Raw genomic sequence first — 13698 nt, 5'->3', positions numbered from 1 at the left:
GACCCCCCAGCCCCACCAACGCCCGCACCCCGGCCGCCAAAGGCAACCGGGGTGCGAACAACCACGACATACGAAACACCAAGCCGAACGGCGACTACTCCTCCTCGACGGCGCTCTCCGCCTCCGTCGACGCCCCGTCGGCCTCCAGCAGCCGCCCGAGCTGACGACCCACGATCCGCTTGAACTTCCGCTTCTGCGGACGCGTACGGTCCAGCACCGCCACCTCCAGCCGCTCCGCCGGAATCTCCCGCTCGGTACCGTTCGTATCCCGCGACAGAGCCTGCACCGCCAGCTTCAGCGCCTCCGCCAACGACATACCGTCCTGATGACGCTGATCCAGATAACTGCTGATCTGCTCCGCGTTACCACCGACCGCCACCGAACCGTGCTCATCGACGATCGAACCGTCGTGCGGCAGCCGGTAGATCTGATCACCGTCCGCCGTCTCACCGACCTCCGCGACGACCAGCTCCACCTCGTACGGCTTCTCCGCCGCCGAAGAGAAGATCGTGCCCAGCGTCTGCGCGTACACATTCGCCAGACCACGAGCCGTCACATCGGCACGGTCGTACGTGTACCCGCGCATATCGGCATACCGCACACCACCGATCCGCAGGTTCTCGTACTCGTTGTACTTACCGGCAGCCGCGAAGCCGATCCGGTCATAGATCTCGCTGAACTTGTGCAGCGCACGGGACGGGTTCTCGCCGACGAACACGATGCCGTCGGCATACTGCAGCACAACCAGGCTGCGACCACGGGCAATGCCCTTGCGGGCATACTCCGCCCGGTCGGCCATCGCCTGCTGGGGTGAGACATAGAACGGCGTCGACACCGGTTAACCGTCCCTTTCTGTCGAAGTCACTGGATCACCTGAACGAGGAGAGAATGCTCAGAGCAGCTCGGCACGCGGGCCGTCGGGCTGCTCCAGACGCCGCTCCAGAATCGAACGGGCGATCCCGGCGGACTCCTCGTCCGTCAACCTGCGGAAACCGTCCTCGGTGATCACAGTGACAATCGGGTAGATCCGCCGCGCGACATCGGGACCACCGGTCGCCGAATCGTCGTCCGCCGCGTCGTACAACGCCTGAATGACCAGCGTCGTCGCATCCGCCTCACTCAGATCACGGTGATACAGCTTCTTCATCGCACCACGCGCGAAGAGCGACCCCGACCCCGTCGCCGCATAACCGTGCTCCTCGGAACGCCCACCCGTCACGTCGTACGAGAAGATGCGCCCCTTGTCCCGGTCCACATCGAACCCGGCGAACAACGGCACCACCGCGAGACCCTGCATGGCCATACCGAGGTTCGAACGAATCATGGTGGACAGCCGGTTCGCCTTGCCCTCCAGCGAGAGCTGCGCACCCTCCACCTTCTCGAAGTGCTCCAGCTCCAACTGGAACAGCTTCACCATCTCCACGGCGAGACCCGCGGTGCCGGCGATCCCGACAGCCGAGTACTCGTCCGCCGGGAACACCTTCTCGATGTCCCGCTGCGCGATGACGTTCCCCATGGTCGCCCGCCGGTCACCGGCGAGCACGACACCACCCGGGAAGGTGACGGCCACGATGGTCGTGCCGTGCGGCGCCTCGATCGCACCCTGGACCTGAGGCAACTTGCGGTTGCCCGGGAGGAGATCGGGCTGATAATCGGAGAGAAAGTCGACGAAGGACGACGACCCGGGCGTCAGGAAGGCAGCCGGTAGACGCCCGGTGCTACGAGTGTTGGCTTCCACGCGTTTCCTTCCACGTATGTCGCAGCCCGCCTTATGACATCGGGCCGATCCTTGAACTGCCCCAGCGCCGCGTTGCAGCTGAAGCACAGTACGCCTCGGACCCTACCCGTCTCATGGCAGTGATCCACATGCTCTGCCGGGGCGGAAAGACAGATACAGCAAATTCCGTGCTGCTCCGCGACCATCGCGTCCAACTCTGCTGGCGTGAGGCCGTACTTGCGCTGGAAGTAACCGATCCGATTTCGCGCGGCGCGGCAGGTCCGGCAGTAGCTCGCCCACCCGTCCGACGAGGTCTTGTTCCGCTCCCACTGGGAATGCGGCTTGATCTCCTCACACTGCGGGCAACGCTTGCGGCCTCTCGGCACCGGCACCTTGACCCGGACGGTCTTGCCCTTGGCCTCCTGGCGCTGCCGGTAGTACTCGGCAGAGCACTCTCGGCAATACGCCTGGAGGCCATCAGGCATCGACTTGTTGCTAGCGAAAGCAGCCCGTGGCAAGTGTTGCTTGCACCGCGAACAACACCTGACCTCTGACGCTTCATCCAATCGAATCCCCCGAGTTTCACCTTGGATTCAAAGGTGAAACTACTCGCCACCCTTCTGAACGAAGGACCTCACGAAATCCTCAGCGTTCTCTTCGAGCACATCATCGATTTCATCGAGGACGGAGTCCACGTCGTCGCTCAGCTTCTCCTGGCGCTCCTTGAGGTCCTCCGACACCTGTGCCTCAGGTGCCTCCTCGACCTCCTCGGTGCTGCGCGTCGCCTTCTGCTGTCCGCCGCCGGTGTCCTTGGTCGCCATAACCCTCACCCCGCTCGGTTCGACGTTCTTGATCAGACCCTACAAGCAGGGTCCGACATTGGCCCCGCTGTTGCCACAACGTCCGGGAACCACCTCGATGATTCCCGGACGCCACACTCTTCACCCTGCCCGGCCGGACCGGCCCCTAAGCGTGTTCAGTGACCCGACAGGACCCTGACCAGGTCTTCTGCCGTGCGGCAGCGGTCCAGGAGCTCCTTGACGTGATTACGCGTTCCGCGAAGCGGCTCCAGGGTTGGGACGCGCTGGAGCGAGTCCCGGCCCGGCAGATCGAAGATCACGGAGTCCCAGGAGGCCGCCGCGACGTCGTCCGCGTACTGCTCCAGGCAGCGTCCGCGGAAGTACGCGCGGGTGTCCTCGGGGGGCTTCGTACGGGCCCGCTCGACGTCGTCCTCGGCCAGCAGCCGCTTGATGCGCCCACGGGCCACAAGACGGTTGTAGAGGCCCTTCTCGGGCCTTACGTCGGCGTACTGGAGGTCGACCAGGTGCAGCCGGGCGGCGTCCCAGTCGAGGCCGTCGCGGCGCCGGTAGCCCTCCATGAGTTCCCGCTTGGCGACCCAGTCGAGCTCGCCGGCGAGGCTCATGGGGTCGTTCTCCAGGCGGTTCAGGGTGTCTTCCCAGCGGACCAGGACGTCCTTCGTCTGGTCGTCCGCGTCCGCGCCGTACCGCTCCTCCACGTATTTGCGTGACAGCTCGAAGTACTCCATCTGGAGTTGCACGGCGGTCAGTGTGCGTCCGCTGCGGAGCTTGACCAGTCGCTTGAGTGTCGGGTCGTGGGAGACCTGGTGGAGGGTGCGTACGGGCTGGTCGACCGCCAGATCGACGTTGATGAAGCCGTCCTCGATCATGGAGAGGACCAGGGCCGTGGTGCCCAGCTTCAGGTACGTCGAGATCTCGGAGAGGTTCGCGTCGCCGATGATCACGTGGAGGCGGCGGTATTTCTCCGCGTCCGCGTGGGGTTCGTCCCGGGTGTTGATGATCGGGCGTTTCAGCGTCGTCTCCAGGCCCACCTCGACCTCGAAGTAGTCCGCGCGCTGGCTGAGCTGGAAGCCGTGTTCGTGGCCGTCCTGGCCGATGCCGACGCGGCCGGCGCCGGTGACGACCTGGCGGGAGACGAAGAAGGGCGTGAGGTGGCGCACGATGTCCGAGAAGGGGGTCTCCCGCTTCATCAGGTAGTTCTCGTGCGTGCCGTAGGAGGCGCCCTTGTTGTCGGTGTTGTTCTTGTAGAGGTGGATCGGCTGGGCGCCGGGTAGCTGGGCGGCGCGTTCGGCCGCTTCGGCCATGATGCGTTCGCCGGCCTTGTCCCAGAGGACGGCGTCGCGGGGGTTGGTGACTTCGGGTGCGCTGTATTCGGGGTGTGCGTGGTCGACGTAGAGCCGCGCGCCGTTGGTGAGGATGACGTTGGCCAGGCCGATGTCCTCGTCGGTGAGCTGGCTGGAGTCGGCGACCTCGCGGGCGAGGTCGAAGCCTCGGGCGTCGCGCAGCGGGTTCTCCTCCTCGAAGTCCCACCGGGCCCTGCGGGCCCGGTGCATCGCCGCCGCGTAGGCGTTGACGATCTGGGACGAGGTGAGCATGGCATTGGCGTTCGGGTGGCCGGGGACGGAGATCCCGTACTCCGTCTCGATGCCCATTACTCGCCGTACGGTCATGCGGCCCTCCTTGCCCGGCGGTGTCCTCGGTCGGGGACGCCGCTCAAGTACCGGTGGTGCTCCGGTGCGTGTGCGGTGCCCGTCCCCGCACTGCGCGACTCGGCGGTACGAATGAGCCTAGAACGCCTTTGCGCTGGTGGGGAGATCATTTGCGTCATTGCCTCGCTCCGGCTGTGGCCTGAAAAACAGTTGGCTGCGGGTACCCGGCGAGGGCACCCGCAGCCACCCGGTTTTTTACAGGTACTGACCGGTGTTTGCCACCGTGTCGATGGAGCGTCCCGTGTCGGCGCCCTGCTTGCCGGTGATGAGCGTACGGATGTAGACGATCCGTTCGCCCTTCTTTCCGGAGATCCGGGCCCAGTCGTCGGGGTTGGTGGTGTTGGGGAGGTCCTCGTTCTCCTTGAACTCGTCCACGCAGGCCTGGAGGAGGTGGGAGACGCGGATGCCCTTCTGCTTGTGGTCGAGGAAGTCCTTGATGGCCATCTTCTTGGCCCGGCCCACGATGTTCTCGATCATGGCGCCGGAGTTGAAGTCCTTGAAGTAGAGGACTTCCTTGTCACCGTTGGCGTAGGTGACTTCCAGGAAGCGGTTCTCGTCGGATTCGGTGTACATGTGTTCCACGGCCGTCTGGATCATGCTCTGGACCGTGGCCGACTTGTCGCCGCCGTGCTCTCCGACGTCTTCGGGGTGCAGGGGGAGGCGGTCGGTGAGGTATTTCTGGAAGATGTCCTTGGCGGATTCCGCGTCCGGACGTTCGATTTTGATCTTCACGTCGAGGCGGCCGGGGCGCAGGATGGCGGGGTCGATCATGTCCTCGCGGTTGGAGGCGCCGATGACGACCACGTTCTGCAGGCCTTCCACGCCGTCGATCTCGGCGAGGAGCTGGGGGACGATGGTGTTCTCCACGTCCGAGCTGACGCCGGATCCGCGGGTGCGGAAGAGGGATTCCATCTCGTCGAAGAAGACGATGACGGGGGTGCCCTCGCTGGCCTTCTCACGTGCACGCTGGAAGACGAGGCGGATCTGTCGCTCGGTCTCGCCGACGTACTTGTTGAGGAGTTCGGGGCCCTTGATGTTGAGGAAGAAGCTCTTGCCCTGGGCCTGGCCGGTGACTTCGGCGACCTTTTTGGCCAGCGAGTTGGCGACGGCCTTGGCGATGAGTGTCTTGCCGCATCCGGGGGGCCCGTAGAGCAGGACGCCCTTGGGCGGCCTGAGTTCGTGCTCCTTGAAGAGGTCGGGGTGGAGGTACGGGAGTTCGACGGCGTCGCGGATCATTTCGATCTGGTTGCCCAGGCCGCCGATCTGCTCGTAGCCGATGTCGGGTACTTCTTCGAGGACGAGTTCCTCGACCTCGCTCTTTGGTACGACTTCGTAGACGTAGCCGGAGCGGGGTTCGAGCAGGAGTGCGTCGCCGGGGCGGATGACGACGTCCAGGAGGGGTTCGGCGAGCCGGACCACCCTTTCCTCGTCGGTGTGCCCCTGTACCAGTGCGCGCTCGCCGTCCTCAAGGATTTCCTTGAGGGTGACGATGTCGCCGACGCTCTCGTATTCCATGGCCTCGACCACGTTGAGAGCTTCGTTGAGCATGACTTCCTGGCCGCGTCGGAGCTCTTCGAGTTCGACGCTCGGGCTGACGTTCACGCGGAGTTTGCGGCCTCCGGTGAAGATGTCGGCGGTGCCGTCCTCGTTGGCCACCAGGAAGACTCCGAAGCCTGCCGGCGGCTGTGCGAGCCGGTCGACTTCTTCCTTGAGGGCCACGATCTGGTCGCGGGCCTCTCGGAGTGTGTTGGCGAGCCGCTCGTTCTGTGCGGACACGCCGGCCAGGTTGGTCTGCAGTTCGACGATCCGCTCTTCGAGAATCCTCGTGTGTCGCGGAGAGTCGGCGAGCTTGCGCCGCAGGACGGCGATCTCCTGCTCAAGGTAGGCAATCTGCCCGGACGGGTCGTCGGACCCTCGTCCCGGGCGGATGCCGCGGTTCATGTCGTCGTCGTGGGCTGCCACGGTCCTCACCTCCTCCAAGGGGAGCTGGACGCTTCCAGACCCTACCTGGGTGGGTGTCGATTGAAACCCCTAGATCACAAAGACTGTCGGGGTGTGTCCGATCTTCACCCTTGCGCTCTCCCTCACGCCAGGGGAATACCCACAGAACATGGTTGGGAAGCGGCCGGGGGTAGGGTCGAAGTGTTCAACACCCGTCAGAGCTGGGCCGACTTGCCGTCGGATTGTCTTGCTCGGGACAGAAACGGCAGGAGATATGAGCGTGCAGGAGGCGGCCGTGGCCGGCGGTGAGGCGTTGGAGGTCTGGATCGATCAGGACCTGTGCACGGGGGACGGGATCTGTGTGCAGTACGCGCCGGAGGTGTTCGAGCTGGACATCGACGGGCTGGCGTACGTGAAGGGTCCCGAGGACGAGTTGTTGCAGGCCCCGGGGGCTACGACGCCGGTTCCGCTGGTGTTGCTGACGGATGTGGTGGACTCCGCGAAGGAGTGTCCGGGCGACTGTATTCATGTACGTCGGGTTTCGGACGGGGTCGAGGTTTTCGGTCCGGACGCGGAGTGATCGCCCGATCACCGCACGCGGTCATTGGCTGATTCGCGACCTCGCCGCTGTCTGGTTTCCCACCGGCTCTCTACCCCATTTCCGGGTCGAACGCACGTTCCATGAGCGTGGGTCGCTCAGTTGTTCTCGTACTCACCCGCCCTGCGCGCCGGCGGGGGTCGAGCGGACGAACACGCCGTTCTTCCACTGCCACGCGGCGCGCTCGTCGATGTCGGGGCAGCACCGGGGCACGTCGAGGGACGAGTAGCCGAGGAGCCTGGCCGTGACGGCGCCGTCACGGACGGTCAGGTCGGTGACGGTGCGGCGGTCCTTGGGGTCGACGAGGGTCGCGACGAGGCGGGGCCGCTCGGTGTCGGCGGCCCGGGTGAGGACGTACACGCCGTTGGGCGGGGTGCCGGAGCCGGCGTCGCAGCGCACGGAGGCGACCGTTTCGGGGGTGCCGTCGCCGTCGAGGTCTCCGGTGGCCTTGTTCTGCACGAGGACCGGGAGCGGACCGCAGCGGAGGGGGAAGTCGACTCCGGTGGGGTCGGGCGGGGCCGCGGCCGTGGCGGGTCTTCCGGCGGGGCCGGCCGATTGGGCCGCGGTGGCGGAGCCCGGCTGGAGGGCCGAGGAGAGGGCGACGACCCCGGCGAGGGCAGCGGCCGTGGCGAGCCAGTGGATGGGGCGGGTGTGCGTGTGGGCCAGTTCCGGGACGGCGGAGTGCTGCACTCGGAGTGTCTCCCGTGGAGGGCTGTGCCGGTGGGGTGTCCCGCATGGTGCCACACGTCACAGTGCGGGGGTACGGCGGGGTCAGAGGTGTTCAGGTTGCCCGGTGTCGGTACTGGTGCCGTTGTGGCGTGCCGCCCGGCGACAACGGGAATGCGTTGTGGCCGAGTTCCCGGTGTGCTGCGGGAACTCGGCCACGGTGTCGGTTCGTTGGTGCGGTCAGCGGCCGTTGCCGCCGTCGGCGTTGGGGCCGGTGTAGTCCTCGCCGTAGGAGCCCTTGGAGGGGCGGCGGCGGCGCATGGGCGGCTCGACGCCGTCGGCGAGGCGGCGGGCGGTGAGCAGGAAGCCGGTGTGGCCGATCATGCGGTGGTCGGGGCGGACGGCGAGGCCCTCGATGTGCCAGTTGCGGACCATCGACTCCCAGGCGCTCGGCTCGTTGAAGCAGCCGATCTCGCGGATGGACTCGACGGTCCGGGCGAGCTGGGTGGTGGTGGCCACGTAGCAGCACACGATGCCGCCGGGGACGAGTGCCTTGGAGACGGCCTCCAGGCATTCCCAGGGGGCGAGCATGTCGAGGACGACGCGGTCGACCTCGGTGTCAGTGAGGTTGTCCTGGAGGTCGCCGACGGTGAGCTGCCAGGCGGGGTGGGGGCCGCCGAAGTAGCGCTCGACGTTCTGCTGGGCGATCTCGGCGAAGTCCTCGCGGCGCTCGTAGGAGTGCAGCATGCCCTGGTCGCCGATGGCGCGCAGCAGGAAGCTGCTGAGCGATCCGGAGCCGACGCCCGCTTCGACGACGCGTGCGCCGGGGAAGATGTCGGCGAAGGCGAGGATCTGCCCCGCGTCCTTGGGGTAGACCACGGCGGCGCCGCGGGGCATGGACAGGACGTAGTCGGGGAGCAGGGGGCGCAGCGCGAGGTAGGCGACGTTTCCGGTGGTGCGGACAACGCTGCCCTCGGGTGCGCCGATCAGCTCGTCGTGCGGGAAAGAACCCTTGTGGGTGTGGAAGTTCTTTCCGGCTTCGAGCGTGAACGTGTAGTGGCGGCCCTTGGGGTCGGTCAGCTGAACCTGGTCCCCGACCTTGAAGGGCCCGCGCCTGCGGGCGGCACCGGTCGGTTCGGACATGTGAAGAGCCTACCGGTGTTGTCGGGGGCCGCTGACCATCGGGCTTGCGGGTGTGGGGCGGGCTTCGGGAGTCCTGTTCCTGTGACAGGAATCATCTTCACAAAATCTACAAACGACGTGCATGGTTCCGTTTATGGCTTCCGGGGCGTTGCGGCCCCTGGTGATGAGTCGGTCCGGCTATGTACGCGAGTGGGGGATCATGACCGTCTCGGCAGACGGCGCCGACTTGTTCCGGTCCCGGCGCACTGCACAGATGGTGAGGCGTCAGGCGGTCTGGCGGCCGGGTTTTCTGCCGTTCCTGGTCACCGCGTGCCTCGCCTACGCGTTCTCGTCGGCGCTGTACTCCTCCCAGCGGACGCTGATGAGCTGGGTGGTCACCGTTCTGTGGACGCTGCCCGTGATCAGTTCGTTCGTCGGGATCGTCGGTGCCGTGCTGACCCGTCGCCGTGTCGCGCGTCAGCGCGGCTGGACGGAGGCCTCGCCCGCGCTGCACGACCGGCTCGTGGTGCTGGTGCCGACCATCGGGCGTGACGACACCTATCCGGCGCTGGAGCGGTCGGTGCTGTCGTACTGCGCGTTCCTTCCGGAGTGGTTCCCGGCGCTGCGTGTCGATGTCCTGACGGAGGAGGGCTGCGAGGCCGCCGGCCGGATCGACGCGCTGGCCGCGCGCAGCCCCCTGATCCGGGTGGTCACCGTGCCGAAGGCCTACCGGACTCCCAACGGCACCCGTTTCAAGGCCCGCGCCAATCACTACTCCCACGAGCTGCGGATCGCCGAGGGTGAGGCGCTGGACGATGTGTGGGTGCTCCACATGGACGACGACACCGGTGTCGGTCCGGACACGGCGGAGCAGGTGGCGCGTTTCATCAACGCCCAGCGTCGTGCCGGTCCCGAGGGCAAGCATCTGGCGCAGGGCATGCTGACGTATCCGCGCGAGAACGCCGTCAACCGGCTGACATGGCTGGCCGACGCGATCCGTCCCGCCGACGACATCGCCCGGTTCGCCGTGCTCACCGGCGGTGGTACTCCGCTGGCCGGGCTGCACGGCGAGCTGCTGCTGCTCCGGGCGTCCGTCGAGGCGACGATCGGCTGGGACTTCGGCCCGGACTCCATCTGCGAGGACGCGCATCTGGCACTGGTGTTCGCGAGCCGGTACAAGGGGCGCAGCGACTGGTTCTCCGGCCGCAGTTACGGGGCGTCCCCGGCGACCATGCGGGACTTCCTGAAGCAGCGGGAGCGCTGGTCGTGGGGGCTGGTGGGGCTGGCGTTCAACGGCACTCTGCCGCGCCGGTCCAGGGCGCTGCTCATGTACAGCGTGACGACCTGGGTGATGGGGCCTTTCCAGCATGTCGGTGTCGTGCTGACGGTGGGTGCGCTGCTCGGTGATCTCAACACCTCGCCGGTCACGCCGTGGATCCTGCCGCTGTGGGCGGTGACGATGGGGTACGCGGTCTGGATGTACTGGGAGGGCCTCAAGATCAACGCCTCGGTGTCGGCGAACGGCCGCCGTCTGTGGTGGGAGCCGGTCGCTGTGGTCGCGCTGATTCCGTTCTTCGCGCTGTGGGAGGCGGCCGGTTCCTTCCGGGGGCTGTTGCGGTGTCTGCGCGGGGTGGAGAACCAGTTCGTCGTGATAGCGAAGCCGGCCTGAGGATGCGTATACGTCTGCATGGTTTTCGCCGCCTCGTCCTCCTGCCTCTGGTGTCCCTGCTGTCTCTCCTGTCCGTCCTGGTGACGGCCGGGTGTGTCGCTCCGGGCGCCGGATCACCGGTGTCGGCCTCGGTGCCGTCAGCCGCGTCCGCGGCCGGTTCCGCGGAGACTTCCGCGTCCGCTGCCGGGAACCCGGTCCCCGCACGGGTCGCCCGGCCCTGGCGGCCCGGGGATCCGCAGCTCGGGGCGCAGGTGCTCTGGTACGCCTACGCGGGCGAGACGGACGCGTCCGTGCGGGCCGACTCGCTGCGGCTGGTGAACTACATGGTCGGCAAGCACATGAACGCGATCTCGGTGACCTTTCCGTTCGTGACCGCCGGACCGACGGCGAGCCGGGTCGGTGTCTCGGCGCGGACGCCCTCCGTGCGGCATCTGGGGATGTTCCTGGACACCGCGGCGGCGGCCGGGCTGCGCATCACCCTGCGGCCACTGCTCGACGAGCGGAGTCTGTTGGCCCGGGATCCGCTGGCCTGGCGCGGCTCGCTCGCGCCCGCCGACAGGGCCGCCTGGTTCCGGTCGTACGAGGGGTTCCTGGCGCCGTATCTGGCTGTCGCGGCCGGTCATCACGTGCGCACCTTCGTGCTCGGGGCGGAGCTGACGTCCCTGGAGGGCGATCCGCGCTGGCGTTCGGTGGTCGCGGCGGCGCGGAAGTCGTTCTCCGGTGACCTGTCCTACGACGCCAACTGGGACGACTATGTGTCCCGGCACGTTCCCGTGCCCGTGGACCATCTGGGCATCGACGCCTACTTCTCGTTTCCCCGGCTCGGTGACGATGCCTCCGTCGCGGAGATCGCCGAGGGCTGGCAGCGCTGGCTGGACCGCAAGAGCACGGGGAAGCTGCCCCGGATCGTCCTGAGCGAGGTCGGGATCATCGCCGAGGACGGCGCCTACCGTCATCCCGCGGTCTGGACGGGCGGCGGGCGGCTCAACCCCACTGTGCAGCGGCGCTGGTTCGAGGCGGCCTGCCGGGTGGCCCGGGACCGGGACATGGCCGGCCTGTACTGGTGGAACCTCGACTTCCACGCCGATCCGGCGGTCGGTAGCCCCGCAGGGTCCCACACCTCTTTCCTCGGCCGTCCCGCCGAGGCCGTCATCGCCTCCTGCTTCGAGACCTGGCCGAGATGAACGAAGAACGCGACGGGCGCCCGCCGTCCGTCCCCGCCACCCGGGACGGGGACGAGCCCGGTTCCCTTCCCCTCCCCCGTCCGGTTTCCCGTGTGATCGCCGTCCCGCCTCAGGGTGCCGGGGCAGCAGGGATCGCGGATCCGGCCGCGCTGCGGGCGCCGGTCCTCCCGCCCGCGGCGGGTCCGGCGCCGGGACCGGTCGCGGTCGGTGCGCGCCCCCCGGCGCTGCTGCTCCTTGAGCCCGTGCCAGTGGCCGGGCCGGGCCCGGTGCCGGCCCAGGAGGCTGCCCGGGAGGAGCCGGGTGGGCGGCGGTTCCCGGCCGTGGACGGGCTGCGCGGAGCCGCCGTGCTGGCCGTGCTGCTGTTCGACACGGGTGTGGGCGGGCCGTACGTGGCCTGGGTGGGTGCCGGGGTCGGCGTCGATGTGCTGCTGGTGCTGACGGGTTTCCTCACCACGCTGCCGCTGCTGCGCAGGGCGACGGCGACCGGCGGGACCGGCGCCGTCGGCTTCCTGGTCCGCAGGGCGAAGCGGCTGGTTCCGGTGCTGCTGGTGTCGGTCGCCATGACGCTGACGGGGTTGTGGGTGCTCGGCTCTTCGCGCGTCGCCGGCGGCCCGGCGCGGCAGGTCTGGTCGGTTCCCCTCGGCCCAGGAGGCTGGGCCGGGTGGCTGCACGGCCGGCCGGTGGGTGTCGTCCCCACCCTGGACTCGCCGCTCGCTCCGCTGTCGCTGTGGGACGTCACCGCGCGTTCCGTGCTGGCGTGGTCGCTGCTGCTGGCGGTCCTCGGCCTCCTGGCGCGGCGCCGGCTCGCCCCGGTGGCGCTGGTCGCCGCCCTGTTCGGCGGGGCGGTGACCGCCGCCGCGGCCTGCGGGGCGCTGCCCGGCGTCGGTGTCGTCACCGGCATGCAGACACTCGCCCTGCCGGCCGGTGTCGGTGCCGCCTGTCTCGTGCACCTGGTCGAACGCGGTGGTCGTACGGTGTCCCGGCCGGCCGGAGTACTGCTGGTGGTGACCGGGTTCTGCGCGGCGGCGGCCGTGGGGGTGTCGGCCGTCGTGCTCGGCGGCGGGCAGGGTGGCGATCGGTATGTGGTCGTGGTCGTGCTGGGTGCGGCTGTGCTGACGGCGGTGCTGTGCGGCGGCCGGGGCCCGTTGGCGTGGCTGTTGTCGCGCGACCTGCTCACGGAGGTCGGCCGGATGTCGTACAGCCTCTTTCTGCTGCACCTTCCCGTGTACTGGCTGCTGCGGCGCGGTCAGCCCGGCCTCGGCGCGCTCGGCCTGTTCCTCGTCGGGGGTGCGGCGGCCTGGTTCCTGGCGCTGCTCGCGCACTATCTGCTCGTCGAGCGGCTGGCCGCCCGCCCATGGCGGCGCGGGCGGGCGACGGCAGAGTGACAGCAGGGGGGTGACGGCGGGTCCTAGTTCGGGCGGGCCATCGCCTTGACGAAGGCGCGTTCCACGTCGGCGGCGGAGAGGACTCCGTAGATCTCGCCGGATTCCTCGACGACCAGGTACTCGGTGGCGGGGGTCGCGCGCAGGGCGTCGAGGAGTTCCTCGCCGGCGAGTTCCGCGGAGACGCGCATGCCGTCGGTGAGGTCCTGGGCGAGGCCGCTGACGGAGACCCAGGGGCGGCGGTGTTCCGGTACGCCGACGATGGCGGCCTCGCGGACGAGGGAGAGGGGTTCTCCGTCGGGGGCGACGACGACGAGGGCACGGGCACCGGCGTCGTTGGCGCGGCGCAGGGCCTCGGACAGGGGGGTGTTGGACTCGACGGGGACGGCGCGGCGGGTGAGGTTGCGGGCGCGCAGTTCCGGGAGGTGTTCGCGCAGGCGGGCCATGCGGAGGCTGTTGCCGGCGCCGGTCCAGATGATCGCGGCGAGGATCGCGGCNNCGCCGTCGAGGGGCAGGCCGGGCAGCAGGTTGAAGGCGGCCACGATGAGGTTGGAGATCATCAGGCCGGCCAGCAGGACGCCGGGGACGGTACCGGGTTCGACGGTCTGGAGGGCGAGGTAGAAGACGCCCGCGAGGATCAGGGAGAGGAGCGGGCCGACGAAGGCGAGGACGAATTCGCGGCCGGGGGTCTCGGACTCCTTCTCGATCTCGGAGACGCCGCCGAAGAACTGGAGCTGGATGCGGCGTACCGGGAGTTTGAAGCGGAGGGCGGCGACGGTGTGGGCGAGTTCGTGGACGAGGACGGAGGCGTAGAAGGCGACCGCGAAGAAGAGGGACACGAGGTAGCGCAGGGCGCCGAGTTGGGGCAGTACGCGGTCGAGCTGGCCGCCGA

At 68.3% G+C, this 13698-nt stretch carries 13 protein-coding genes and 1 pseudogene; 4 read left to right on the top strand and 10 right to left on the bottom strand.

The window, feature by feature from the left end; all coding sequences use genetic code 11:
• Positions 1 to 94: 94 nt before the first annotated feature.
• From prcA to arc, 6 genes are all read right to left on the bottom strand, one after another.
• Positions 95 to 835: a proteasome subunit alpha gene (prcA, locus tag AOK08_RS35750; protein ID WP_055533756.1), complete on the bottom strand. Its 741-nt coding sequence runs from the start codon at positions 833 to 835 to the stop codon at positions 95 to 97.
• 57 nt (positions 836 to 892) lie between these two features.
• Positions 893 to 1738 (bottom strand): proteasome subunit beta, encoded by an 846-nt coding sequence (prcB, locus tag AOK08_RS35745; RefSeq protein ID WP_055533754.1) that lies wholly within the window; start codon positions 1736 to 1738, stop codon positions 893 to 895.
• On the bottom strand, positions 1690 to 1923 hold the full coding sequence (locus tag AOK08_RS48765) for an endonuclease VII domain-containing protein (RefSeq protein WP_318324614.1): 234 nt from the start codon (positions 1921 to 1923) through the stop codon (positions 1690 to 1692). Before AOK08_RS48765 ends, prcB begins: the two co-directional genes overlap by 49 nt.
• 399 nt (positions 1924 to 2322) lie before the next feature.
• Entirely contained in the window at positions 2323 to 2538 is a 216-nt protein-coding gene (locus AOK08_RS35740) for a ubiquitin-like protein Pup (protein WP_006379817.1), read from the bottom strand.
• A 155-nt stretch (positions 2539 to 2693) separates the two neighbouring features.
• Positions 2694 to 4205 (bottom strand): depupylase/deamidase Dop, encoded by a 1512-nt coding sequence (gene dop / locus AOK08_RS35735; RefSeq protein ID WP_338400168.1) that lies wholly within the window; start codon positions 4203 to 4205, stop codon positions 2694 to 2696.
• A 234-nt stretch (positions 4206 to 4439) separates the two neighbouring features.
• Positions 4440 to 6206 (bottom strand): proteasome ATPase, encoded by a 1767-nt coding sequence (gene arc / locus AOK08_RS35730; protein ID WP_055533750.1) that lies wholly within the window; start codon positions 6204 to 6206, stop codon positions 4440 to 4442.
• A 253-nt stretch (positions 6207 to 6459) separates the two neighbouring features.
• Between arc and AOK08_RS35725 the strand changes: the two genes are divergently transcribed.
• Positions 6460 to 6765 carry a ferredoxin gene (locus AOK08_RS35725; RefSeq protein WP_055533748.1) on the top strand — a complete coding sequence of 102 codons (306 nt, stop codon included), beginning with the start codon at positions 6460 to 6462 and terminating at the stop codon, positions 6763 to 6765.
• Between the two features lie 132 nt (positions 6766 to 6897).
• On the opposite strand, the gene AOK08_RS35720 is transcribed toward AOK08_RS35725, so the two are convergent.
• Complete coding sequence (locus AOK08_RS35720) at positions 6898 to 7473, bottom strand: hypothetical protein (protein WP_055533746.1); 576 nt, start codon at positions 7471 to 7473, stop codon at positions 6898 to 6900.
• A 216-nt stretch (positions 7474 to 7689) separates the two neighbouring features.
• On the bottom strand, positions 7690 to 8592 hold the full coding sequence (locus AOK08_RS35715; RefSeq protein ID WP_055533743.1) for a tRNA (adenine-N1)-methyltransferase: 903 nt from the start codon (positions 8590 to 8592) through the stop codon (positions 7690 to 7692).
• A gap of 253 nt (positions 8593 to 8845) precedes the next feature.
• Between AOK08_RS35715 and AOK08_RS35710 the strand changes: the two genes are divergently transcribed.
• The 3 genes from AOK08_RS35710 to AOK08_RS35700 all read left to right on the top strand — a co-directional run bounded on the left by AOK08_RS35710 (position 8846) and on the right by AOK08_RS35700 (position 12809).
• Positions 8846 to 10240, top strand: coding sequence for a glycosyltransferase family 2 protein (locus tag AOK08_RS35710; protein ID WP_241827233.1), 1395 nt, complete (start codon positions 8846 to 8848; stop codon positions 10238 to 10240).
• Positions 10241 to 10290: 50 nt separating this feature from the next.
• Entirely contained in the window at positions 10291 to 11424 is a 1134-nt protein-coding gene (locus AOK08_RS35705; protein ID WP_206743414.1) for a glycoside hydrolase family 113, read from the top strand.
• Between the two features lie 92 nt (positions 11425 to 11516).
• A complete protein-coding gene (locus AOK08_RS35700) occupies positions 11517 to 12809 on the top strand; it encodes an acyltransferase family protein (RefSeq protein WP_157876933.1) in 1293 nt (430 codons plus the stop codon).
• A gap of 23 nt (positions 12810 to 12832) precedes the next feature.
• Here AOK08_RS35700 and AOK08_RS47955 read toward each other — a convergent pair.
• A pseudogene (locus AOK08_RS47955) lies at positions 12833 to 13303 on the bottom strand (CBS domain-containing protein); the annotation flags it as partial.
• A gap of 2 nt (positions 13304 to 13305) precedes the next feature.
• A partial coding sequence (locus AOK08_RS47950; RefSeq protein WP_241827235.1) for a site-2 protease family protein occupies positions 13306 to 13698 on the bottom strand: 393 nt, incomplete at both ends.

Source organism: Streptomyces graminilatus (genome assembly GCF_001418565.1).
In the GTDB taxonomy this organism is placed as follows: domain Bacteria; phylum Actinomycetota; class Actinomycetes; order Streptomycetales; family Streptomycetaceae; genus Streptomyces; species Streptomyces graminilatus.
Note: the sequence above shows the minus strand (reverse complement) of the source record. Positions and strands in the feature narration are given on the sequence as shown.